The following is a 23,087-nucleotide window of genomic DNA, read 5'->3' as shown; positions in this document are numbered from 1 at the left end:
GCCGTCGTAAAACCTGCAACCGCGTTCTACCAGACACACCGCGTCAGCCGGATTACGACGGCTTCGCCGCCGAACGCTGCCTCGCGCGGCTCGACAGCTGCTACGGGGGTCAGTTAGCGAGCGTCAACCCATTGGCCGGCAACGGCAGCGCGGTTTTGTAGCGCACCTGCTTGAGCGCAAAGCTCGAGCGGATATTGGCCACGCCCGGCACTTTGGTCAGAAAATCCATCATGAAACGCTCCAGCGACTGGATGGTCGGCACCAGTACGCGGATCAGGTAATCCGGATCACCGGCCATCAGGTAGCACTCCATGACTTCCGGCCGATCGGAGATCGCTTCTTCGAAATGCTGCAGGGCTTCCTCCACCTGTTTCTCCAGGCTGACGTGGATGAACACGTTGACGTGCAGCCCCAGCAGCTCAGCGTCGAGCAGCGTGACTTGCTCGCGAATCAGTCCCAGTTCTTCCATCGCCTTGACCCGGTTAAAACACGGCGTCGGCGACAGGTTAACCGAGCGTGCGAGGTCGGCGTTGGTGATGCGGGCGTTCTCCTGAAGGCTGTTGAGAATCCCGATATCGGTACGATCCAGCTTGCGCATGAGACAAAACCACCTGTTTTTTGTGCTTATACAGATTTTTTATCCTGAAACAGCCTAAAGCGCAACGAAACAGAGAGAAATATTCTTCTCGGCGAGGCCTATGATTGTTGTAGGACAAGATTTCTTTTACCAAAGAATGACTGCCAGCTCACTACAAGAAATTCACAAGATCGAGCGTAGAAGCCATGAATCAAGCGTACGAACCGCTGCGCCTGCACGTTCCCGAACCCTCGGGCCGTCCCGGCTGCAAAACCGACTTCTCCTACCTGCGTCTGACGGACGCCGGTACGGTGCGCAAACCCCCTATCGACGTTGAACCCGCCGACACCGCAGACCTGGCCAAGGGCCTGATCCGCGTGCTCGACGACCAGGGCAATGCCCTCGGTCCGTGGGCCGAAGGCGTGCCGGTGGAGATCCTGCGTAAAGGCATGCGCGCCATGCTCAAGACGCGGATTTTCGACAACCGCATGGTGGTCGCCCAGCGTCAGAAGAAAATGTCGTTCTACATGCAAAGCCTTGGCGAAGAAGCCATCGGCAGCGCTCAGGCCCTGGCCTTGAACATCGACGACATGTGCTTCCCGACCTACCGTCAGCAAAGCATCCTGATGGCGCGGGAAGTGCCGCTGGTGGACCTGATTTGCCAACTGCTGTCCAACGAGCGCGATCCGCTCAAGGGCCGTCAGCTGCCGATCATGTACTCGGTTAAAGACGCCGGGTTCTTCACCATTTCCGGCAACCTCGCCACCCAATTCGTACAAGGCGTGGGCTGGGGCATGGCCTCGGCGATCAAGGGCGACACCAAAATCGCCTCGGCCTGGATCGGCGACGGCGCCACCGCTGAATCCGACTTTCACACCGCCCTCACCTTCGCCCACGTTTACCGTGCGCCGGTGATCCTCAACGTGGTCAACAACCAGTGGGCGATCTCGACGTTCCAGGCGATTGCCGGTGGTGAAGCCACGACGTTCGCCGGTCGTGGCGTCGGTTGCGGCATCGCCTCCTTGCGGGTCGATGGCAACGATTTCGTCGCGGTCTACGCCGCCTCTGCCTGGGCCGCCGAACGCGCCCGCCGCAACCTCGGCCCGACCATGATCGAATGGGTCACCTACCGCGCCGGCCCGCACTCGACGTCCGATGATCCGTCCAAATACCGTCCTGCCGACGACTGGAGCTATTTCCCGTTGGGCGACCCGATTGCGCGCCTCAAGCAGCATCTGGTGAACATCGGTCAGTGGTCCGAAGAGGAACACGCTGCTGTCAGCGCCGAACTGGAAGCCGAAGTGATCGCCGCGCAGAAAGAAGCCGAGCAGTACGGCACCCTCGCCGGCGGCCAGATTCCGAGCGCCGCGACCATGTTCGAAGACGTCTATAAAGAGATGCCGGAGCACTTGAAGCGCCAGCGTCAAGAGTTGGGGATCTGACATGAACGATCACAACAATAAAATCGAGTTGGAAACCGCCATGACCACGACCACCATGACCATGATCCAGGCCCTGCGCTCGGCCATGGATGTGATGCTTGAGCGTGACGACAACGTCGTGGTCTTCGGCCAGGACGTAGGCTACTTCGGTGGTGTGTTCCGTTGCACCGAAGGTCTGCAGAACAAGTACGGCACCTCCCGCGTATTCGACGCACCGATCTCCGAAAGCGGCATCGTCGGCGTCGCCGTGGGCATGGGCGCTTACGGTTTGCGGCCGGTGGCCGAGATCCAGTTCGCCGATTATGTTTACCCGGCGTCGGACCAGATCATTTCCGAAGCCGCCCGCCTGCGTTATCGCTCGGCCGGTGAGTTCACCGCACCGATGACCCTGCGCATGCCATGCGGCGGCGGCATCTACGGTGGCCAGACCCACAGCCAGAGCATCGAGGCGATGTTCACCCAAGTCTGCGGTTTGCGCACGGTGATGCCATCCAACCCCTATGACGCCAAAGGCCTGTTGATCGCCTCCATCGAAAACGATGACCCGGTGATCTTTCTCGAGCCCAAGCGCCTGTACAACGGCCCGTTCGACGGCCACCACGACCGCCCGGTAACCCCTTGGTCGAAACACCCGGCAGCACAAGTGCCGGACGGCTACTACACCGTGCCGCTGGACGTGGCGGCCATTGCCCGTCCGGGCAAGGATGTCACCATCCTCACCTACGGCACCACGGTCTATGTGTCGCAAGTCGCGGCGGAAGAAACCGGCGTCGATGCTGAAGTGATCGACCTGCGCAGCCTGTGGCCGCTGGACCTGGAAACCATCGTCAAGTCGGTGAAGAAAACCGGACGCTGCGTGATCGTTCACGAAGCGACCCGCACTTGCGGCTTCGGCGCCGAACTGGTCGCCCTGGTGCAAGAGCACTGCTTCCACTACCTGGAAGCGCCGATCGAGCGCGTCACCGGCTGGGACACTCCCTACCCGCACGCGCAAGAGTGGGCGTATTTCCCTGGTCCGTCCCGTGTGGGCGCGGCTTTGAAACGGGTTATGGAGGTCTGAATGGGCACGCACGTTATTAAAATGCCGGACATTGGCGAAGGCATTGCAGAAGTTGAATTGTCGGTGTGGCACGTCAAAGTCGGCGACATGGTCGTCGAAGATCAGGTGCTGGCCGATGTGATGACCGACAAGGCGATGGTCGACATCCCTTCGCCGGTGAATGGCAAGGTCATCGCCTTGGGCGGTGTGCCAGGCGAAGTCATGGCAGTTGGCAGCATTCTGATCAGCATTGAAGTCGAAGGCGCGGGCAACGTTAAAGAGTCGGCTCAGCCTGCGGCCGTTGCTGTTAAAGAAGCGCCGGTTGCAGCACCGAAAGTTGAAGCTGTTGTGCAAAGCAAACCGGTTGCGGCTCCGCGCCCAGCCGTGTGCCAGGGCCCGATGGTCGCGCGCGAAGCCGATGAGCGTCCGCTGGCCTCCCCGGCCGTGCGCAAACATGCGCTTGATCTCGGCATCCAGTTGCGTCTAGTCCGTGGCACCGGCCCTGCCGGGCGGGTTCTGCACGAAGACCTCGACGCCTTTCTGGCTCAGGGTCAGTCGAATGCGTCGACCGCCACGGCCGCTTACGCCGAGCGTAACGACGAAGAGCAAATCCCGGTCATCGGCATGCGCCGCAAGATCGCCCAGCGTATGCAGGAAGCCACCCAGCGCGCCGCCCACTTCAGTTACGTCGAGGAAATCGATGTCACTGCAGTGGAAGAACTGCGCGCGCACCTGAACGAAAAACACGGCGCCACTCGCGGCAAGCTGACCTTGCTGCCGTTCCTGGTCCGTGCGCTGGTCGTGGCCCTGCGGGACTTCCCGCAGATCAACGCCCGTTACGACGACGAAGCCCAGGTCATCACCCGCCTCGGCGCGGTGCATGTCGGCGTCGCCACCCAAAGCAACATTGGCTTGATGGTACCGGTGGTCCGCCACGCCGAAGCCCGCAGCCTGTGGGACAGCGCCACGGAAATCTCGCGTCTGGCCACTGCTGCACGCAACGGCAAGGCCAGCCGCGATGAACTGTCCGGCTCGAGCATTACCCTGACCAGCCTCGGTGCCTTGGGCGGGATCGTCAGCACTCCGGTGCTGAACCTTCCGGAAGTGGCGATCGTCGGCGTCAACAAGATCGTCGAACGGCCGATGGTGATCAAAGGCCAGATCGTGGTGCGCAAGATGATGAACCTCTCCAGCTCCTTCGACCATCGCGTGGTCGATGGCATGGACGCGGCGCTATTCATCCAGGCCATTCGCGGCCTGCTCGAACAACCCGCAACCCTGTTTGTGGAGTAAGACATGCAGAATTTGAACACCACGCTGCTGATCATCGGCGGCGGCCCCGGCGGCTATGTAGCGGCGATCCGCGCCGGGCAACTGGGTATTCCAACCATTCTGGTGGAAGGCCAGGCGCTGGGCGGCACATGCCTGAACATCGGCTGCATTCCATCCAAAGCGCTGATCCATGTCGCTGAACAGTTCCACCAGACCCGGCACCACAGCCAAGGCTCGGCGCTGGGGATCAGGGTTTCGGCGCCGACTCTCGACATCGGCAAAAGCGTCGAGTGGAAGGACGGCATCGTCGATCGCCTGACCACTGGCGTTGCCGCGTTGCTGAAGAAACACAAGGTCCAGGTCATTCAAGGCTGGGCGAAAGTGATCGACGGCAAGACCGTTGAAGTCGGCGACACCCGCATCCAGTGCGAGCACCTGCTGCTGGCCACAGGTTCAAAAAGCGTCAACCTGCCGATGCTGCCGATTGGCGGGCCGATCATCTCGTCCACCGAAGCCCTCGCACCAACCTCAGTCCCGAAACGGCTGATCGTGGTCGGTGGCGGCTATATCGGGCTGGAACTGGGGATCGCTTATCGCAAGCTCGGCGCTGAAGTCAGCGTGGTCGAGGCGCAGGATCGCATTCTGCCGGCCTACGATCAGGAATTGACTCAACCGGTCGCTGAAGCGCTGAAACAGCTGGGCGTGAAGCTGCATCTCAAGCACAGCGTCGAAGGCTTCGATGCACATGCCAACACTCTGCAAGTGCGCGATCCGGACGGCGAAATCCTTAACCTGGAAACCGATCAGGTGCTGGTCGCTGTCGGCCGTCGCGCCAACACCCAAGGCTGGAATCTCGAGGCCCTGAACCTGGACATGAACGGTTCGGCGATCAAGATCGACAACCGTTGCCAGACCAGCATGCGCAATGTCTGGGCCATTGGCGACCTGAGCGGCGAACCGATGCTCGCCCATCGGGCCATGGCTCAGGGCGAGATGGTTGCGGAACTGATCTCGGGCAAACACCGCGAGTTCAACCCCACCGCCATCGCCGCCGTGTGCTTTACCGACCCGGAACTGGTGGTGGTCGGCAAGACTCCGGATGAAGCCAAGGCTGCCGGCCTGGACTGCATCGTTTCGAGTTTCCCGTTCGCCGCCAATGGCCGGGCGATGACCCTGGAGTCGAAAAGCGGCTTCGTGCGGGTTGTAGCGCGGCGGGACAACCATGTGATTGTCGGCTGGCAAGCCGTCGGTGTGGGCGTATCGGAATTGTCGACGGCGTTCGGTCAGAGCCTGGAAATGGGCGCCCGGCTGGAAGACATCGCCGGCACCATCCATGCCCACCCGACTTTGGGTGAAGCGGTGCAGGAAGCGGCGCTGCGTGCCTTGGGGCATGCGCTGCACATGTGATTCAGGGCGGTGATCGTTCCCACGCTCCGCGTGGGAATGCCTCAATGGACGCTCTGCGTCCGCTTCTGGGACGCGGAGCGTCCCGGGCTGCATTCCCACGCAGAGCGTGGGAACGATCAGTAACCGCATTCCGGGCTGCGATTTAGGCCCGGAATGAAGTATTGTTGTCCCCATCCAGAAAAAATGTCAGAAGCCTTTAACCGTTCCGACGGTTGTTAAGTGATAGAGGGTGTCATGGGTAACGAAAGCATCAATTGGGACAAGCTGGGTTTTGACTACATCAAGACCGACAAGCGCTATCTGTCGCACTGGCGTAATGGCGAGTGGGACAAAGGCACCTTAACCTCTGACAACGTGCTGCACATCAGCGAAGGCTCCACCGCCCTTCACTATGGCCAGCAGTGCTTCGAAGGCCTGAAGGCCTACCGCTGCAAGGACGGTTCGATCAACCTGTTCCGCCCGGACCAGAACGCCGCGCGCATGCAACGCAGCTGCGGTCGCCTGCTGATGCCACAGGTGTCCACCGAACAGTTCGTCGAAGCGTGCAAGGACGTGGTCCGCGCCAACGAGCGTTTCATTCCGCCTTACGGCACTGGCGGCGCGCTGTACCTGCGCCCGTTCGTGATCGGCGTGGGTGACAACATCGGCGTGCGCACGGCTCCCGAGTTCATCTTCTCGATCTTCTGCATCCCGGTCGGCGCCTACTTCAAGGGCGGCCTGACGCCGCACAACTTCCTGATCTCCAGCTACGACCGCGCCGCGCCACAAGGCACCGGCGCCGCCAAGGTCGGTGGTAACTACGCCGCCAGCCTGATGCCGGGCTCCCAGGCCAAGAAGGCGCACTTCGCCGACTGCATCTACCTGGACCCGCTGACCCACACGAAAATCGAAGAAGTCGGCTCGGCCAACTTCTTCGGGATCACCCACGACAACAAGTTCGTCACGCCGAATTCCCCTTCGGTATTGCCGGGCATCACCCGTCTGTCGTTGATCGAGCTGGCCAAAACCCGTCTGGGCCTGGAAGTGATCGAAGGTGACGTGTTCATCGACAAGCTGTCCGACTTCAAGGAAGCCGGCGCTTGCGGTACTGCCGCAGTGATCACCCCGATCGGTGGCATCAGCTACAACGACAAGCTGCACGTATTCCACAGCGAAACCGAAGTCGGCCCGATCACCCAGAAGCTCTACAAAGAGCTGACCGGTGTACAGACCGGCGAGATCGAAGCGCCAGCGGGTTGGATCGTCAAGGTCTGATTTGACGGGGCCTGGCCCCAGGCGGCACAGAGCCCATCCATCGCTTCGGCGGTGGGTGGGTTTTTTATTGCGCAGAGAATGACTACCTGTGCTCTTAACTGTACCTGCTGGAACCTTGCGGTTCTCGTATATGTTCAAGCATGGTCTCTGGGCAATGTTTTTTCAGGGCTTTCAAGTCAATCGGCTTTGAGGGTGAAGCTAAAAACCGAGAAATAGCCTCCTTGTCAAATCCTTCAAAAATATAGAAGCGACTAGGATCGTAAAAGGACAAGTCCCTGACTGCTGTGTTGGTGGTAATTAGTTTCTTGTCAAAAAAAGCAGCCTCCAAGGTTCGAAGAGTGAGGCCAGATTGCCCTGGCTGGTTGATCTCTATTAGCACGTCTGCATTAATTACCAGCTGGAGGTTTTCCTCGTACGATAATACTGAATCAGTATGATATTTCGAGATTGAGGTAGATGTCTCATCCTTCACGATTTGAAACTTCATGCTACACCCCAAGGTTTCAAGGTCATTAGCAATGCTTTCTATCAGGTGAGCGCGACCTTTATCCCTGCCAAGAAAAAAACAAGTGATACGGCTGGTAGGCTCCAGCCTTTTTGTATTCAGTTTTTTTGCTGCTTCTGCATTGAAAGGAAAGAACTGCTCCAGGTAGTCAATACCAAACAAGCTGCACTGGTCCGGGTCGAAGCTGTAGATTCTGTCGAAAATTTTTCTCATTTCATCTACAAAGGGCGCATCAACCAAATCTCTGATCAGAAGGACCTTCACGCCTCTGAAAGTGCTAATAACACTAAGGTTTAATCCACGCTTAGCTTGCCCCTCATTACAAACTAATATGTCTTCAGCACTTACAAATTTACCCGCATTGACCAACTTTCCAAGCCAAGACGTTGAAAAATTTAGTGGGATTCGCTTTTGAAGCGATCTTATAGTTCGGTTGATTTTTTTGGCGTAAGCCGGGATGTGGAATTTATGAACATTATGTTTTTCAGCAAGACCATCGATCATGATTTGCTCATATCGAGCTTTCCAACCTAAAAAAAACACTCTCATACACTATTTCCCAGATATTAAATTGTGTCCGCGGAACCTACATAGCACATAGCCACTCAACAAGGAGTTTGACACAACGGCCTCCAATTGATGAAGTCTATCTGGGCAAACAACCAGTCAATAAAGACCTGAGTGTCCGGCGCCGCATCCTGCGAGACGCCGTAGTAATAAGGTATCAACGGAAGGCGCAGGTCAGGCAACGGGCAGATCAGACGCCCGCTCGACAGGTCTTTTCCCAGCAGCGAAGCAGGACACAAGGCAATGCCCAGTCCATCCACGGCAGCCTGAAGCACCAGATGCATATGATCGAATTGCAGCGTCGCCTGAGTCGGTCGCTGCGCTATCGCGAAATGTTCGGCCCATTGTTGCCAATCCGAACTTCTGGTCTTGCCTGCCAGGAGCGTATGTCGACTCAAATCGTTGACGTCGTCCAGCGGCAAGGTCTGGATCAGGGACGGTGCCGCGACCATCAGGATTTCATCTTCAAGCAACAGGTGCGCGAGCACATTCGCAGACCAGCCGGCCTGACCGCGGCGAATGACGATGTCGAACACTTCACGGGACTGATCAGGCGCCTGAGTACTGGTGATCACTTGGGGCTGAATATCCGGGTGCAGCGCCATGAAATTCGGCAGCCTGGGAATCAACCAGCGCACGGCGAAGGATGGGCGGACATTGATTTTCACTTTACGCAACGAGGCACGCTGGGTGAGCGCCGCTGCTGCGTTGGCGATTTGCGTGAGGGCTGCGCTGACCTGCTCATAGAAGGTCAGGCCCGCGGGAGTCAGTACCGACTGTCGCGTCCGGCGCTCGAAAAGCAGCACGCCGAGGTGCTCCTCGAGCAGTTTTATGTGGCGACTGACGGCGCTGTGGCTGACGTGCAGTTCTTCGGCGGCACGGCTGAAGCTCTGATGGCGAGCGGCTGCGGCAAACGCGCGGACGGCATTCAAGGGCGGAAGGTTATTTATCATGTGTCTAATTTAGTCACATATGCGGGGTAATTAAAGCGTTTGTCAGTCTCCCCTTCCTCACGCCAACCTGCATGCCACCTGCGGCGTGACCTTTTGGAGTGAGTATGACCAGCTATGGATTGTTCCTGTTATTGGCAACGTTAACGGTGCTGAGCCCCGGCCCGGGTGTGGTATTAACGCTCTCGAATTCACTTCGCCATGGCTGGACCGGTGCATTGCCAGGCATCGTCGGCATTGCGCTGGGCGCCTTTGTCGTTGCCGGTCTTTGTGCCAGCAGCGTCGGATTGATTCTGGCCACTTCCGCGAGCGCATTTACCGCGTTGAAGTACGTTGGCGCACTGTATCTTTTATATCTGGGTTTTAAAATGTGGCGCGCTGACAGCTTCATCCCCGAACTTGAAGTGACGGCTTCCAGGCCTTGGCGCCGCTTCATCGAAGCGTTGTCGATACAGTTACTGAACCCGAAAGCCGGGTTCTTTTTCCTGGCGGTATTTCCACAGTTCATCAGGTCTTCCGAGAACTATTATGCGCAGTTCCTGGTGCTGGTTTCGTCTTACAGTCTGCTGGTCATCCTGGTGCATACTGCCTATGCACTTCTGGCCAGCAGCGCCAGAGGCTGGCTCTCCACGAAAAAAGGTTCCTGGCTGGCAGGAAAGCTGTCAGGTATCAGCTTTTTCTGTTTTGGGGTGCTCATGGCCTCGTCCACTAAATAGAAAGAAGCCGTATGAATAGAAAGAAGGCGTCTGACTGGCCGCTGCGCCTCTTTGTGCCTCGCGTGACCGACATCGAACTCATCTACACTTAAAAATCCATGGGAACGCAGCCTTGGTCGTCCCAGCCACTCCAGCCGGTCGAGGCTGAGCACTGATGAATCATCGTTACACGCGCACGGCGATTTTCCTCCACTGGCTAATGGCGCTGGGGTTGATCGGCACCTTCGTGATCGGTTTCTACATGCCCGACCTTGCGCTTTCACCGACCAAGCTGAAGCTGTACTCATGGCACAAATGGGCAGGCGTAACCCTGTTTCTTCTGGTACTGATACGCCTCGGCTGGCGCCTGTTTTATCCCGCACCACCTCTGCCGACGACGATACCGGCCGTGTCGCGTTTCATGTCCCATGTCATGCATTGGCTGCTGTATGCACTGATGATCGCGATTCCGCTCAGCGGCTGGCTGATGAGTTCGGCGCAAGGCTTCCAGACGGCATGGTTCGGTGTACTGCCGCTGCCGGATCTGCTGGCCAAGGATGCCGCGTTGGGTGAGCGCTTGAAAGACCTGCATGAGGCGCTCAATTACATCTTGCTTGGCCTCGTGATCATTCATACAGTCGCTGCACTGAAGCACCACTTCATCGATCGCGACGACGTACTCACACGCATACTGCCGCGCAAGAACAAAGGCTGACTCAATTCATGAATCGAAGTTCTGCCGGGTTGGCCACCGCACTGACGCTGAGCGCCTTGACCTGCGCCCACGCCGCTGAATACAAGCAAGTGAACGCGGCTGCCAGCCAAATCTCCTTCACCTATACCCAGATGGGCGCGAGGGTGTACGGCACTTTCGGCAAATTCGACGCCAGGCTCGACTTTGACTCGGCAAACCCCACAGCGGCCCATGCCGAGCTCACCATCCAGCTCGACAGCATCGACGCTGGCGCCAGCGACGCCAACAGCGAACTGCAAAAGCCCGCCTGGTTCAACACGGCGGTGTATCCCGTGGCGAAATTCGAATCGAACAGCGTCAAGGCCCTCGACAACAACCGCTACGAGATCGCCGGCAAGCTCGCACTCAAGGGCCGCACTCGCGACGTCAAGGCGCAAGTCATTTTGAAGCCACAACACTCCATCGGCGTATTCAGTGGCGAATTCATCCTCAAACGCGCCGACTTCAGCATCGGTGAAGGCGAGTGGGCCGATTACGGCATCATTTCCAACGATATCCACATCAGATTCCGCGTGGTCGCGCCTGCGCAATAGCGCGCGATCAATCATCCCGCGTCAGCACTTCCAGCAACTCGATCTCGAAGGTCAGGTCTGAATGGGGTGTGATCGCGCCCATCGATCGTTCACCGTAGGCCAGATGCGCCGGCACCCAAAGCTTGCGCTTGCCGCCGACTTTCATGCCCATCAGCCCCTGATCGCAACCTTTTTCTATATGACCCTGAACAGTCTGGGCTTACCACGCGCCTCTAGCTCAAGAAAATATTCCCGGCCTAGCGGAGTGAGTTCGGCATAGTGCCCCCCGTAATAGGCCGGGACGGGAAGAATCAGTCTCACACTTGCAAGGTGCTCTAGGGCATTCTGCGTTGCGATTCTGGACAGACCAGAGCTCTCAAGCACTTCGTTGAATCCAAACTGATAACCCTGTTGGATCGCATTCCCCACAACACGGAATACAAGGTTTTGGTCATCCGTTAAAGGCACACCTTCCACAGCAGCGGGCTCAACCGTCTCATACCGGGCATATACCAGTGCTGCAACGGGCAACAGAAGCAGCACAATCAATACAACCACGAGCATCACTACCCAGAACGGGAAAGAAACATCTCTTGCCAGCCAACTGCCTACACTCTTTATCCAGCTCCACAGCCCTGAAATTGCTGGACTGAAAAACGACAAGTTCAATTGAGACTCGACCCATTTCGTTATCGGCACTGCCGCCACTGTACCGAGCACCCACCCCAAGATTTTCTTCAACGTCTTCGCCCTGTCGCCAACTGATATGCCGGATGTTACCAGAGCCTCCAAAACGACGGCAGACCGCGTATAGCCACTAGCCAGCACGAACTGCACAGCCCTAGAGGTGTTTTGTTCCCGCCTCGATCCTTACCCTGCCCTATCGCCCCTTGTTGATCGTCTGTTTGAGCAATCCAAGGGCGGGAATCTGGTGCCGTCTGACAGCAAAAAAAAATTCGGAATCCGATCAGACGCTCTCTCCAAGGCATTTGGTAGACTCAAGACAACGCACGGCTATGGTAACCGGCAATTCTTTCACTCTATCCGCAAGACTGTCGTCACGCAGCTTCATAGAGCCTCCGTGCAAGCTCCACTGATCGCTGAAATTGTTTGTCATGAAATGGGCTCCGTCACTTTCGATATATACAGCCAAGGCGCGACAGCAGCTCAGAACCTAGGGAAACTCTGAAAAAGACTTCCAGATTTGGTGAAATACGCACCTCACACGAACAGAACGGTTGAGCCCCGATGAAACAGATGTCCTTCGCCGATGCCGAATACGCCGGCAAACGTAAGCAAACCCGACGTGAGCGCTTCCTGATCGAGATGGATCAGGTCGTGCCCTGGAAGGGTTTGATTGCCTTGATCGAGCCGTATTATCCGAAGGGTGAAGGCGGTCGTCCGGCGTATCCGTTGCTGGCGATGTTACGGGTTCATCTGATGCAAAACTGGTTCGGCTACAGCGACCCGGCGATGGAAGAATCGCTGTATGAAACGACGATCCTGCGCCAGTTCGCGGGGCTGCATCTGGATCGAATTCCTGACGAAACCACGATCCTCAACTTCCGCCGCTTGCTGGAAAAACATGAGCTGGCGGGTGGGATTTTGCAGGTTATCAACGGTTATCTGGGCGACCGTGGATTGATGTTGCGCCACGGAACGATTGTGGATGCGACGATCATTCATGCGCCCAGTTCAACCAAGAACAAAGACAAAAAACGTGACCCCGAGATGCATCAGACCAAGAAAGGAAATCAGTACTTTTTTGGAATGAAGTCTCACATTGGCGTGGACGCTGATTCGGGGTTGGTTCATAGCGTTGTCGGTACGCCTGCCAACGTGGCGGACGTGACGCAAGTGGATCAACTGCTTCACGGGGAAGAAGTTCACGTCTGTGGCGATGCTGGTTACACCGGCGTGCAGAAGCGCCCAGAACATCAGGATCGCAAGATGATCTGGTCGATTTCTGCGCGGCCCAGTTCGTACAAAGAGCATGGCAAAGACACGGTGATCGGTAGTGTGCTACGCGGGATTGAGTATGCGAAAGCGCAAGTCAGAGCCAAGGTTGAGCATCCGTTTCGAGTGATCAAGCGCCAGTTTGGCTATACGAAAGTGCGCTTTCGTGGTCTGACGAAAAACATCGCTCAACAGACGACGTTGTTCGCCTTGTCGAACCTGTGGATGGTGCGAAAACGATTGTTGAATGCAGGAGAGGTGCGTCTGTAATGCGGGCTAATCGCCCTGAAACAGCGCGATTAGAGGAAAAAACATGAATTAAAGACAGGAAAGGTCTGGTTTTCGACCGAATAAGCGTTTTTTGAACCTCAAGCAGAGAGGGCATCAAAAATCGCTGGGTACTTCAGACCTTCCCTAGAGGCAATTTCCAAACTCCCCCTACTACCAGCCATCCCTTCCTTTATCAAAGATGAACCTGAGTAAAGTTGTTTTGGCGGCACGCCCTGCAATCCGGAGAGTGCCGGGCACCGATAAAAAACCCCTACACCACTTAAACAAACCAAGCAAGTAAAACTTGACAAAACAGCACTTGCGTGAGAAAATTATAAAAAGGTAGAGAAGAAATTTTTCAACTTCCGCATCAACAGATTTCCAATCTACCATGTAGGAATGGGTTCGCTTCTGTTGTCTGGTGGTAGCTTTCTGTTACCGCCTTCTAACTCATATTTCACCATCATTATTTAATTCCTTCGATATGATGGCGGGCGAGCTGCGTTCAATGTAGCTCACCTATACCCCCTCAATATCTTGAGATGCCACCAATGGACTGTTTCCCCGTTGGTTCCTTGCGCTCTATCCAGTAGCGTTGGCAAAACTGGCACATCGGTTCAGGCGGGTTTGCTCCGTTCGCTCAATAGGCCGCTCGCTGTCGGCGATGGAAACAGCAAATATCTTGAGAGAAACAGGAGAAACTTTGGGCCGTCAGGCCCTTTGTTTTCTCCGTCTTTCGTTATTCTCACACCCAATTGCCAAATAAGGAGGCCGAATGGCTTTGATCCTAGTACGTCCCTGCGTGATCTGTGGAAACTCCATGAAAACGCAACGCGCTTCAAAACAAACATGCTCGCACCGCTGTTACATGCAGTTATACCGAGCCAAACAAGATAAACAAAACACCGATACGGGAGAACCAAATGGAGTTCAATGAAGAGACAGACCAACTCGAATGGCCGAACCAATCAACAACGGAATTTTTTGACGAAAGCAAAGCAATCGTTGAGCAATACCTTGCCCCACTAATCCAACTCAAACAATACAAGGAAACCAACTGATGTCCGTACTGAAGACCTTTAACAAAACAGATCTGCAATTCCTGAAAGACAACGCTACTCGATTTTATGATGGTGGGTTTTGTGATGAACAAGCTCTTCCCTCGACACGCGCCACAGTAAGCCAATTGGCCGTAATGGCTTTGGGTCTTCCAGCTGCATTCAAACGTCGTGATGAGCTTCTAGCTACCGGATACATGCACAGTGATGTTACTCCACTACAGCACGGTGCCTATATCACCTTTTACGTAAAGAAATCCCAAACAGAGCAGAAAGCCGACCTGAAAGCGATCCATACTCAAGTTGAGCAAGATTACCGTGCAAGCATTGAACGTGAAAACGAAAAGATCATTGCTAGACAAGTAGAATTGGAAGAAGCCGCAATTGATCGTCAAGTCGAACGGGAACTGACAGCCGAACGTCAAGCCCAACGAGCTGTAATCGAGACTCGCATTCGTGCCGAGCTGTCGAAGTGATCCCCACCAGCACACAAGGAGCATGCCTATGTACATCGGCAAAACGACACTCGCCTTCTGTTTGACTTTGGCACTGATTGCAGTATCGCACTTTAGCCAATCAACACAGATTGAATCTGTCAGCCAACACGCAATTGACTTGAATCGACAAACATACAACAGACTTCAACTAGAGCGCTCGCAAGACAGAACGATAAACAACGAGCAAATACGAAAGATAGTATCCGTTGAAATAATGCGAGCCATACCCAACAACCCAAACATCAACCCCAACTAGGAGAATTACTCGATGAACAAGACTTGTACCTGCAACTACTGCGGTCATGTTTTCTCAGCCCAGAAGCGTCGCCGCTATTGCAATGCGTTCTGCTTCCACTCTGACCCATGTAACCCCAAAGCCCAAAGCCCTATCAACGCCACCCATAATGGAGCCAACACAAATGACCGCAACATCCAGAGTAACAGCTAAACGTCAACCAACGTGCCTCCAGTGCAAAAAGCGATTCCGCACCAAATGCAAAACAGCGAAGTTCTGCGGTACAACTTGCCGCATCAATTTCAATAATGAAGCACGCCGAGTCACATATCTGTTCAACGCCACGAACTCCCCTTTCTTTCAAGAGCTGGCCCGCCAAGCTATTCGTGCGAGAACACTTCTGATCTACAAGGATTTCTCGCAGGAGCAACTGGAAGCACTCTATGACGTGTACGCCGCCTGCCAGAAAATGAATGGCTATGGCCTACGCAAAGAATACGGCGAAGCTCAGTTTGAAATCAGTCACATTGCACCAGTCCGCGGAAAAGCCTCTGTCGGCCTGTTCCGTGCTGACAATCTGGTGGTTGCCCCAATGGCATTGAACCGTGCTCACGGCACCAAACACTTCGCTGGCGGTGCGTCAATTCCTGTTGCTGATTTGCCTCCGCGTTTCGCCCTAGAGAAGGACGCAAACCACGCTGACGTGATTCAACGCATCATCAAGCTGATTGGTGAGAAGGTTGTTATGGCCGTGGTCAAGTCGAAGAGAATTCAACCGTCGAAACGACAGGCTCTGTACTCGTGGTTAGTCGATAACCTCGACCCAGCAAACCCCAACCATACAAAGCACCTGGCCACGATTGAAACGGCAACTGCTCGCGTCCTTGCGGGGATAAAACAAGAAGTGCAAGGAAAAGAAAAAGCGACTGACTTCCGAGTATTCCAGTGGTTTGATGATGACACTAGCGTTCTGATAAGCGAGTGGGAACGAGTAGGAAAAGCATATCGCCCTGAAATTCTGCCCGCCCTTGGGCGCCTGCAATTCCTCGATGCCAACACCAGCCCTCGTTTCCGTTTGGAGTTTGATGCAATCGACATGCAGTTGGTTTTCGACATGCTTCACGGCAAGCCAGCCTACACAGTCGATTCTGTTATCAACGCTCTGTACGCCAAAGCTCTTGCATCGCCAGTGATGTACCAACCAACCGAAGCACTACAGCAAACCGTGCAACCAGTCGTGCAGGCTCCAGCTGCTCGCAAGTCGATCACACTTTCCTTCGTTGAAGAACTGGATAGCCAAATGGAGTACGTAGCCCCTATCGTCCTTGTAGTCGCTAACTCGGTGCCAGTTGAAGAGCCTTGTTTCATAGTTCGATCATCTCACTAGGGATGTAATCCACACGGTGGAATCAGCCTGCAAGCCACGTAGGATAAGGCGTTGATGGGTATTTCAGTGTGCACCGGCGTGCAGGCAAATGAGCATTTTTGTCAAGCTTGCTTGGGCCGAAAGCCTCGATAAATCCAGCCGATAAGCCAGCCAGCGATGTATAGCCCCACGCTCAACCCAAGCCAAATGCCCAGCGCCGTAGTCAGATACTCGGTTCGTTCCTTGGGTAGTGCTGTGAGTGCTTTTGGGAAGTCTTCGTTTTCTTTTCGAATATCCTCTCTCAGGCTTGCGATGTATTCACTCGAATAGACAGAAGTCGTCGCTTCCTTCAGGTAGCCAGTCAACTGATTGATTCTTGTCTCATGGTAATACGTGGTTCTCGATTCGGTTGGCAGTATCAGTTGTGTGTACCACCCGATAATGATTGCCAGAATCAGGCAAATGACGACCCACAACCTTTGCCAACCGCTCATAAACATCCCCTGTTCGTTCAATTTGGGCTTCATCCGCAATGGATTTCAGTTTAGTCAGTGACTTCGAGAAACCTCCGAAAAACCTCGAATAACTGCCACAAAACCTCAGCGATTCGGTTCATCTGTTGAAGTCGTCGAACATGTCACATGCCTGCAACCCTGATTCCACGGGACTTCCAGTTTCTAGATGCGTAGCAAAACTCGTTCTCCCCACCGATTTTTAGTTTCTGCAAAAAATCCGCAAGGTTTTCGCTTGATCGGCATGGGAGCAATCCATGGGTGCCAAATCGCTGTGGAAGAATCAAAAACCATCTCGCCTTCGCAATTCCCCACCGCCTGCACTGAAAAGCCTCAACACCATCGACGATAGAACTCCGCCTCTGGCATCACAAAACGGTCGTTAAACGATCCCGTCCATTCGGCCTTAAATTGGAATCATCTAAATAGGCTTGATAGATTAGTGATACCCTGATAAGGTGATACCACGTTAAACGATCCCACTTGGAGAAGCCCGATGCCCCGCACTTTCCTTTATGCCCGTGTCTCAACATCAGGCCAGTTCACAGAGAATCAAGTGCAGGAAGTGAAAACCGCTGGCTTTGATGTGCAATCGAAACGAGTAGTCGAGGAAAAAATCTCTGGCAGTATTGCAGCCAAGGAGCGCCCCGGCTTCCAGAAGCTTTTGGAGCGCATGGAATCGTCTGACGTGCTGATCGTTACCAAGCTCGACCGTCTAGGCCGTAACGCTATGGATGTGCGTCAAACCGTTGAACATCTGGCTACTAACGGCATCCGTGTTCACTGCCTCGCCCTTGGTGGTGTAGACCTCACATCAGCAGCAGGCAAGATGACCATGCAGGTGTTGGGTGCAGTGGCTGAGTTTGAACGTGACTTACTGATTGAACGTACTCAGGCGGGATTGGCTCGTGCCAAGGCAGAAGGGAAAAAGCTGGGGCGCCCAGAGGCAACCGACACCACCACCGCAGTTCAACGTTTGAAGGCACAAGACAGGACACAGGCTCAGGTAGCGGCAGAGCTATCCATCGGCATCGCCACGGTCAAGCGTCACTGGAACAAGGCTTGATCCTCCCCCCGTGTTGTAGCCTCACTCAGCCCGCTTCGGCGGGCTTCGTCACATCTATGACCTGGAGATGGTTGCTTCAAGTTATTTTAGAAAAGCAGCGGCTCCCATTTGCCCCCCTCGTACTTGGCTAAGCACCCCGGACAGGTCGCCAGCTTATTTTTGCCAGTGACAAACCAAACCACTATCGAAATGCACGGGAAATTTTGGCGGCGGCTGGGATTGCGGCTGGACGGTGCATCACCAGAGTGCCACCATCGGAGCACTGCCTCTGAGGGGCAGACATCACGCATAGGTATTTAAGGGAGAGATTGGATGCAGTGGATATGTGATTCTTGTGGCGCTCGCATAAACGAAGCGAGTGATGGCTGGCTCGAATGGTTGAACCGCGAAGAAAATGGCAGGAGAGTGAATCACTCCCCTCGTATCGTCCATATTCGGCCTGCATCTCCTCGCCCGCATGGTTGCCAGTACGATCAACGGGCGGAATTCCAGAAAGAACAGAACCTCGTCAATGATCTGCCCTTGACCGAGTTCACTGGCGCTGATGGCCTGATAACACTCTTGAGCTTCGTTTCTGACGGATATTTCGGACAGGAACCAGCGCTGGAGATAATCAAAAGGCTTCAGGTGCCAGACTACGACCTAGTGCGGCGCCACTTTGATGCGGCAATTGGCGAAGGTGTTTTCGAGCCCAACACCAAACCTGGCTATTATGGTGTAGATGATATTCAAGCCGTGAAAAATTGGCTTGAGCGGCAAGATTGAGATTGGGGCGGACAGTGTCCGCCTTTTTCTAGCACCTGAATACGTGTGGCAGTGAATAGCAAACGCTTGAGCGTTTCTTCAGAAAAAGAGTCCTCACTTTTGAAGTATCTTCAAAAAGAGGAAGGGCAACCCTACATCATCTGTCAGGGGTGTAAAGCGCCATCCTTGAATCAGATATTGTTCTATCCCATCGCTCAATGAATACCAGAAACTTATCGTAGTCATTCGCATATGTCTGAAGCCACCTCCCTATCCCCTCGCATACAGCAAGATAGAATGGATGGAGATTGAAGTAATAGGTATCGCCTACACCTTGCGCTTCCTTTGGAACATCGCCTATCGACAGTGATATTCTTCGAGCGCTTTTCTTTACTACCTTCTGAGAATCGAGATTTGACATATGCAAGAGTCCATTTCTCAATTCCCAAAGCTCATCAGCGGTGACGCCTATAGGCTTTAAGTCAACGTATACGTCAAGCCATCGGCTGAACACTGCTCTTTCCGATCGTGTTTTTTCATATCCATATTCGACATGTCCAATGCTGTCGATACAGGACAGGAAGAGCTTTAATGCAGATGCGTAGTGTTTGTTGTTGAAGAGAAGCTTGTAGGCCAGAATAAAATCATCATTTATTAGTTCAGTAAAGAGAAATTCATCGCCTCGCATATACTTCACCAGCCAGTCATCCATGACACTTTTCTCCCCCATGATTTTATTCACATCGTCCATATCTAACGGAGACTGATCAGAGGTATAGTTTATCGCGGGCTTTCCATCCATGATGATAGTAATCCCAGACAATGGAGTTCGCGTGGCGTGCAACTCAAACGCATATTCGAATAGCTCAAGAGCTGTGCCCAACCGACAACGCGCGGTATATGCACCGATTGTCAAATCTGCTGGAGCCTTTGTGAATGTAGCCTTCTCGAAGTCTTGTTCTGCCGCTCCTTTCAAGAATGCCAATTTGTCTTCATCTGTACCGTCCACTTCATAGAGTATATGGCCAAGGAGGCTAACCCGCTCTTGTGCGTCCGCAAACAGGAAGAAGTTGTAGATTGTTTCTTTCATTTCATGCTCCATGCTGTGGTTCGTAGAGGCACACTTTTGCAGGTCAATCCTTTTGCACGTGCTTCTCATGCGTCTCTATGAGTTCTGCTGTCCAGTCTGTCGTCCCACTCCAACGTTTCAACTCTTCACCACAGACACTGCAATCTATAGAGCCTTGATCTCGAACAGGAAATTTCATTCCCGTGAGTTTGTAAATAGAGCCACATTTACCGCAAGTAATTTCACCACTCATACACACCTCCAGCCATTAGGCCGTCTTCGTCAACACATAGATTATATAGCCACCGATTACAGTGGTGGTGAGTGCCGACACCCAAGATAAAATAGATGCGCCCCATCGTGCAGCCCAAGTATCTTTGACGTCTGTGAGGCGAATGTACGCATTGGGAATGAATGCCATGTGTAGCCAACCTACAAGCTTAATCAACCCGAAGACCAAAGCACCAATCAGGATTTTCATCCAAAATTTTGGCACGTAGGTCATAGCCACTATCATCATGAACAGTGCAAGTTGATTCAGATTGAGCCCAAATCGCTTGAAGTTTGTGGCAAGGCCCTTTTCATTCTTCGCCAATTCACTGCGTAATGTTTGAGCTTTGCCCTCTACCCAAACTTCACGCACACCTTGTGCGACCACCCGATTGAAACCATGCTCTGCCAGCTCTGCATATGCAAATTTGTTAACACCGAACTCATCAGGCTCTTGCATGAACACTTTCAGATATGTCAGATTTTTATGTCCACCCATCTGTGCAATGAAATCTTTGCCGTGCTGTGTCACTTCAGCTCCTGCACTTCGATAAGTTACAATCAGCTTTGCTTCGGCGTTGAAGTCTTTCTTCACTGCTTCCATGAGCGATATTACATCGTCTTTAGCAAGCCTCAATGCTCCGAGCGTATACGCCTGCGTGTAAAACTGTTCAATGCCGAGGTCTGTCTTTTCGGTGTTAGCGGCTCCCACACCGTGAGGATGAGCTATGAACGGCCCTCCCGAACCTATAGAGGTTGACCATTCACCTTTCAAACTGCCTTCAGGAGTCAGTGCAGCTTTGACAGCAAGCTCACCGTATTCAACCCCTTCCGTTTGTGTTGTTGCGTTGCCAGTCAGCTTTATTTCATCGTCATACGTGCCATGAACTTCATAGGTTACAAGCCCGTACTGATCATCATGGAATCGAATAATGCCCTCCAGCTCTTCACCGTCCTTTTCAAACGTGATGGCTAGATTCCCGGTATTCGTTCCGAATGCTCTTCCCGCCCAAAGCTTACCTAGAGTCGCCACTGACCATCCCCCTCCATGCTTTCCGGTTACTCAACGAGTGTAGCGAAGCCGTGACTGTTCTTTTGCACACTGACTTCCGTGAGTGGCATGATGCCACCCTAGACTACGAAAACCACAACAGGAGCGACAGCAATGAAGGACATCGTGATCACAGTAGTAGATTTCTTTTCATGGTTGGGGATCATCATTGCAACGGTGACAGGGTATTACCTCATGAGAGGCAACCTTGAGTATCTTGGCGCCCTTTTCGGCTTCGCCCTCGGCTGCCTTGGGTCTGGCTTGTGGTTTGTACTGTCCGCGATCCACCGCAACCTCCAGACCATCCGCGATCTTGCTGTCAAACAAGCCAAGGGATGACTCTCGGCATACCTGAATGGCTATAAGCCATCCTTTATCTGGTAGAGTCATCATTTAGCTTGTAGGGAGAGCAGCATGGCGTTGTGGAAATGGGTGGCAGGTGTAGGGACTGCCACAGTGAGCATTATCGCCGCTCCAGTAGCTGATTCGCTGGTGAAGGAAGGCAAACTTCCTGATGGACTTGGTGCAGTGCTATCCACCCTATCGGCCTGGCTCTCTACTTCACTCACCACACAAGTTTCAGTTCCCCTGTGGTCAGCTCTTCTAGTTTTCCTGTCAATTGGTATCAGCTTGCGTGGCTTGATCATGACAAGGAGACAGCTCCTTCAAGGGATCAAGCCGATGCCCACGCCCCCAAAACTCGACCAAGAGATGCAGGCACTGTCCAGACACAATCAGGAACTCGCCTCCACTAATGCCCAACTTCAGCAACAGCTTGTTACGTTCACTGAAATTCGACGAGAGCAGCAGAATGAGAATGCAGCGCTTGAAGCTGAAATCGCCACCCAAAAGGAGGCTAGCGCTGACCTAAAGCAACAGCTCGCCACTATGTCGCAGACCGCGAAGGAAGCCGAGGTTGAGATTCCCGCCTATGCAATCAAGACGCTCAGCGCTATTGCCACGCTCACGAACAGAGGCTTTAAACCGAACTTGGTTCTCCTAAACAACGCAGTTGGGGGGCGAGTCGAGGTTGAAGGTGCAATTGATATCCTGTTTGAGCACAAAATGGCACAAACCACAGATACCTCCGGAACGCCATACTATAGCCTCACCCCGAAAGGTCGTGCGTACTACCTTGCACAGAATAGCAAGCAAGCAGGATAGATCTGTATGGACTCCCAGCACCCGTGGAAGCATTCCGTCATAGATGTTTACGCCAACAACAATGGCGACGTGGTGCAAGACTACCTGTCATTGGTTGTTGAACCTTCGATTGCAGCACTGGAGCGTAAACGAGAGGAATTGACCCATCATTCAGACCCATGTGTGACGGCGTTTGCAATGATGGATCATCTTGGCCTAGAGCGAAAAACCGCAATGGCTTTCTGTCTTGGTATCCAGTCTCTGTGGGAACAGCAGATTCGCACGTACACGGTTGGCTGCATACGCGAATTCTTCAAACCAGACATGCCACAAGATCAGGCGATCAAGGCAGTTGAAGAAGAGATCGAGAACGCTCAAAAGATTGGATGGGGCAAAGACTTCAACAAGCTGTTTTTCAAGGCTCGAGGGCTTCATCTTTCAGAATTTCAAACCTATGACTCGCTTGGCCTACTCATGCTGCTAGGCAACGTTTGCCGACATGGAGAAGGCAGTGCGGCAAGAACACTTCGGGAGAAGCACAAACACCTTTGGGCAGCGCCCGTGCCACTGCTTGAAGAGTTTTTCGGAACAAGTCCAGTCTCTGACATTCAGCTTCCGCTTGAACTGCTACGCTCGTTAGTGCATGCGGTTGTATTGTTCTGGCGTGACCTGGAGCGCCACGGGTTGAGAAGTTTCATGCACGACCGGTCGGCTGCAGAGATTGAAACCCGTCTGTCAAACCGTGTCCGTGCGGGATAGGCTACAGGCCACGCCCCACAAGGGTATATAAGTTTCTGTAACGATTGAGAGTTATAAACACTTGTATTGTGGTCGCATTATATAGAGAGCAAAGCGAACAACTACCGTAGTGCTCTG

At 53.8% G+C, this 23,087-nt stretch carries 25 protein-coding genes and 1 pseudogene; 17 read left to right on the top strand and 9 right to left on the bottom strand.

Features of this window, described 5'->3' with window-relative positions:
- Positions 1–109: 109 nt before the first annotated feature.
- Positions 110–598, bottom strand: coding sequence for a Bkd operon transcriptional regulator BkdR (gene bkdR, locus AC3I0A_RS12075; protein WP_007895124.1), 489 nt, complete (start codon positions 596–598; stop codon positions 110–112).
- Positions 599–783: 185 nt separating this feature from the next.
- On the opposite strand from bkdR, the gene AC3I0A_RS12070 reads away from it, so the two are divergent.
- The 5 genes from AC3I0A_RS12070 (at position 784) to AC3I0A_RS12050 (ending at position 6,991) form a co-directional block, all read left to right on the top strand.
- Positions 784–2,019, top strand: a complete 1,236-nt coding sequence (locus AC3I0A_RS12070; protein WP_489378024.1) for a 3-methyl-2-oxobutanoate dehydrogenase (2-methylpropanoyl-transferring) subunit alpha — start codon at positions 784–786, stop codon at positions 2,017–2,019.
- 1 nt (position 2,020) lies between these two features.
- Positions 2,021–3,079: an alpha-ketoacid dehydrogenase subunit beta gene (locus AC3I0A_RS12065; protein ID WP_489378023.1), complete on the top strand. Its 1,059-nt coding sequence runs from the start codon at positions 2,021–2,023 to the stop codon at positions 3,077–3,079.
- Positions 3,080–4,351 carry a dihydrolipoamide acetyltransferase family protein gene (locus AC3I0A_RS12060; protein ID WP_489378022.1) on the top strand — a complete coding sequence of 424 codons (1,272 nt, stop codon included), beginning with the start codon at positions 3,080–3,082 and terminating at the stop codon, positions 4,349–4,351.
- Between the two features lie 3 nt (positions 4,352–4,354).
- Positions 4,355–5,737 (top strand): dihydrolipoyl dehydrogenase, encoded by a 1,383-nt coding sequence (lpdA, locus tag AC3I0A_RS12055; RefSeq protein ID WP_489378021.1) that lies wholly within the window; start codon positions 4,355–4,357, stop codon positions 5,735–5,737.
- 234 nt (positions 5,738–5,971) lie between these two features.
- Positions 5,972–6,991, top strand: coding sequence for a branched-chain amino acid aminotransferase (locus AC3I0A_RS12050; protein WP_489378020.1), 1,020 nt, complete (start codon positions 5,972–5,974; stop codon positions 6,989–6,991).
- A 94-nt stretch (positions 6,992–7,085) separates the two neighbouring features.
- On the opposite strand, the gene AC3I0A_RS12045 is transcribed toward AC3I0A_RS12050, so the two are convergent.
- Together AC3I0A_RS12045 and AC3I0A_RS12040 are read right to left on the bottom strand one after the other, a co-directional pair.
- A complete protein-coding gene (locus tag AC3I0A_RS12045) occupies positions 7,086–8,000 on the bottom strand; it encodes a WaaS/CpsH family glycosyltransferase (protein ID WP_489378019.1) in 915 nt (304 codons plus the stop codon).
- 101 nt (positions 8,001–8,101) lie between these two features.
- Positions 8,102–9,016, bottom strand: coding sequence for a LysR substrate-binding domain-containing protein (locus AC3I0A_RS12040; RefSeq protein WP_489378018.1), 915 nt, complete (start codon positions 9,014–9,016; stop codon positions 8,102–8,104).
- A 104-nt stretch (positions 9,017–9,120) separates the two neighbouring features.
- Here AC3I0A_RS12040 and AC3I0A_RS12035 point away from each other — a divergent pair, with 104 nt between their 5' ends.
- From AC3I0A_RS12035 to AC3I0A_RS12025, 3 genes are all read left to right on the top strand, one after another.
- Positions 9,121–9,729 carry a LysE family translocator gene (locus tag AC3I0A_RS12035; protein ID WP_489378017.1) on the top strand — a complete coding sequence of 203 codons (609 nt, stop codon included), beginning with the start codon at positions 9,121–9,123 and terminating at the stop codon, positions 9,727–9,729.
- Between the two features lie 154 nt (positions 9,730–9,883).
- The gene (locus tag AC3I0A_RS12030; RefSeq protein ID WP_489378016.1) at positions 9,884–10,423 is read left to right on the top strand and encodes a cytochrome b; all 540 of its coding nucleotides are present in this window, start codon (positions 9,884–9,886) and stop codon (positions 10,421–10,423) included.
- An 8-nt stretch (positions 10,424–10,431) separates the two neighbouring features.
- The gene (locus tag AC3I0A_RS12025) at positions 10,432–10,995 is read left to right on the top strand and encodes a YceI family protein (RefSeq protein WP_489378015.1); all 564 of its coding nucleotides are present in this window, start codon (positions 10,432–10,434) and stop codon (positions 10,993–10,995) included.
- A gap of 7 nt (positions 10,996–11,002) precedes the next feature.
- Here the strand turns inward: AC3I0A_RS12025 and AC3I0A_RS12020 are convergent.
- Positions 11,003–11,179: pseudogene (locus AC3I0A_RS12020) on the bottom strand (FKBP-type peptidyl-prolyl cis-trans isomerase); the annotation flags it as partial.
- The gene (locus AC3I0A_RS12015; protein WP_489378013.1) at positions 11,170–11,715 is read right to left on the bottom strand and encodes a hypothetical protein; all 546 of its coding nucleotides are present in this window, start codon (positions 11,713–11,715) and stop codon (positions 11,170–11,172) included. The pseudogene AC3I0A_RS12020 and the gene AC3I0A_RS12015, both read right to left, overlap by 10 nt.
- A gap of 507 nt (positions 11,716–12,222) precedes the next feature.
- Between AC3I0A_RS12015 and AC3I0A_RS12010 the strand changes: the two genes are divergently transcribed.
- The 4 genes from AC3I0A_RS12010 (at position 12,223) to AC3I0A_RS11995 (ending at position 16,377) form a co-directional block, all read left to right on the top strand.
- On the top strand, positions 12,223–13,200 hold the full coding sequence (locus AC3I0A_RS12010; protein WP_489377235.1) for an IS5 family transposase: 978 nt from the start codon (positions 12,223–12,225) through the stop codon (positions 13,198–13,200).
- Between the two features lie 923 nt (positions 13,201–14,123).
- Positions 14,124–14,261, top strand: a complete 138-nt coding sequence (locus AC3I0A_RS12005; protein ID WP_489378012.1) for a hypothetical protein — start codon at positions 14,124–14,126, stop codon at positions 14,259–14,261.
- Complete coding sequence (locus AC3I0A_RS12000) at positions 14,261–14,734, top strand: hypothetical protein (protein WP_489378011.1); 474 nt, start codon at positions 14,261–14,263, stop codon at positions 14,732–14,734. The genes AC3I0A_RS12005 and AC3I0A_RS12000 overlap by 1 nt, the downstream gene beginning before the upstream one ends.
- 440 nt (positions 14,735–15,174) lie before the next feature.
- Entirely contained in the window at positions 15,175–16,377 is a 1,203-nt protein-coding gene (locus tag AC3I0A_RS11995) for a hypothetical protein (protein WP_489378010.1), read from the top strand.
- 101 nt (positions 16,378–16,478) lie between these two features.
- Here AC3I0A_RS11995 and AC3I0A_RS11990 read toward each other — a convergent pair whose 3' ends face one another.
- Complete coding sequence (locus tag AC3I0A_RS11990) at positions 16,479–16,850, bottom strand: hypothetical protein (protein WP_489378009.1); 372 nt, start codon at positions 16,848–16,850, stop codon at positions 16,479–16,481.
- A gap of 514 nt (positions 16,851–17,364) precedes the next feature.
- Here AC3I0A_RS11990 and AC3I0A_RS11985 point away from each other — a divergent pair.
- On the top strand, positions 17,365–17,934 hold the full coding sequence (locus tag AC3I0A_RS11985) for a recombinase family protein (protein ID WP_489378008.1): 570 nt from the start codon (positions 17,365–17,367) through the stop codon (positions 17,932–17,934).
- Positions 17,935–18,246: 312 nt separating this feature from the next.
- Positions 18,247–18,699 carry a hypothetical protein gene (locus AC3I0A_RS11980; protein ID WP_489378007.1) on the top strand — a complete coding sequence of 151 codons (453 nt, stop codon included), beginning with the start codon at positions 18,247–18,249 and terminating at the stop codon, positions 18,697–18,699.
- Between the two features lie 136 nt (positions 18,700–18,835).
- Here the strand turns inward: AC3I0A_RS11980 and AC3I0A_RS11975 are convergent, their stop codons facing one another.
- From AC3I0A_RS11975 to AC3I0A_RS11965, 3 genes are read right to left on the bottom strand one after another with little or no spacing between them, the layout of a single operon-like run.
- A complete protein-coding gene (locus tag AC3I0A_RS11975) occupies positions 18,836–19,768 on the bottom strand; it encodes a hypothetical protein (RefSeq protein ID WP_489378006.1) in 933 nt (310 codons plus the stop codon).
- A 43-nt stretch (positions 19,769–19,811) separates the two neighbouring features.
- Positions 19,812–20,000, bottom strand: coding sequence for a hypothetical protein (locus AC3I0A_RS11970; RefSeq protein WP_489378005.1), 189 nt, complete (start codon positions 19,998–20,000; stop codon positions 19,812–19,814).
- Positions 20,001–20,015: 15 nt separating this feature from the next.
- Positions 20,016–21,050 (bottom strand): hypothetical protein, encoded by a 1,035-nt coding sequence (locus AC3I0A_RS11965; protein ID WP_489378003.1) that lies wholly within the window; start codon positions 21,048–21,050, stop codon positions 20,016–20,018.
- Between the two features lie 132 nt (positions 21,051–21,182).
- Here AC3I0A_RS11965 and AC3I0A_RS11960 point away from each other — a divergent pair, with 132 nt between their 5' ends.
- From AC3I0A_RS11960 to AC3I0A_RS11950, 3 genes are all read left to right on the top strand, one after another.
- On the top strand, positions 21,183–21,407 hold the full coding sequence (locus AC3I0A_RS11960) for a hypothetical protein (RefSeq protein WP_489378002.1): 225 nt from the start codon (positions 21,183–21,185) through the stop codon (positions 21,405–21,407).
- A 75-nt stretch (positions 21,408–21,482) separates the two neighbouring features.
- On the top strand, positions 21,483–22,232 hold the full coding sequence (locus AC3I0A_RS11955) for a hypothetical protein (RefSeq protein ID WP_489378001.1): 750 nt from the start codon (positions 21,483–21,485) through the stop codon (positions 22,230–22,232).
- Positions 22,233–22,238: 6 nt separating this feature from the next.
- A complete protein-coding gene (locus AC3I0A_RS11950; protein ID WP_489378000.1) occupies positions 22,239–22,970 on the top strand; it encodes a hypothetical protein in 732 nt (243 codons plus the stop codon).
- Positions 22,971–23,087 lie beyond the last annotated feature (117 nt).

This window comes from Pseudomonas sp. KH_024_B2, assembly GCF_057839965.1.
This window is presented reverse-complemented; position numbering and strand designations above follow the sequence as displayed.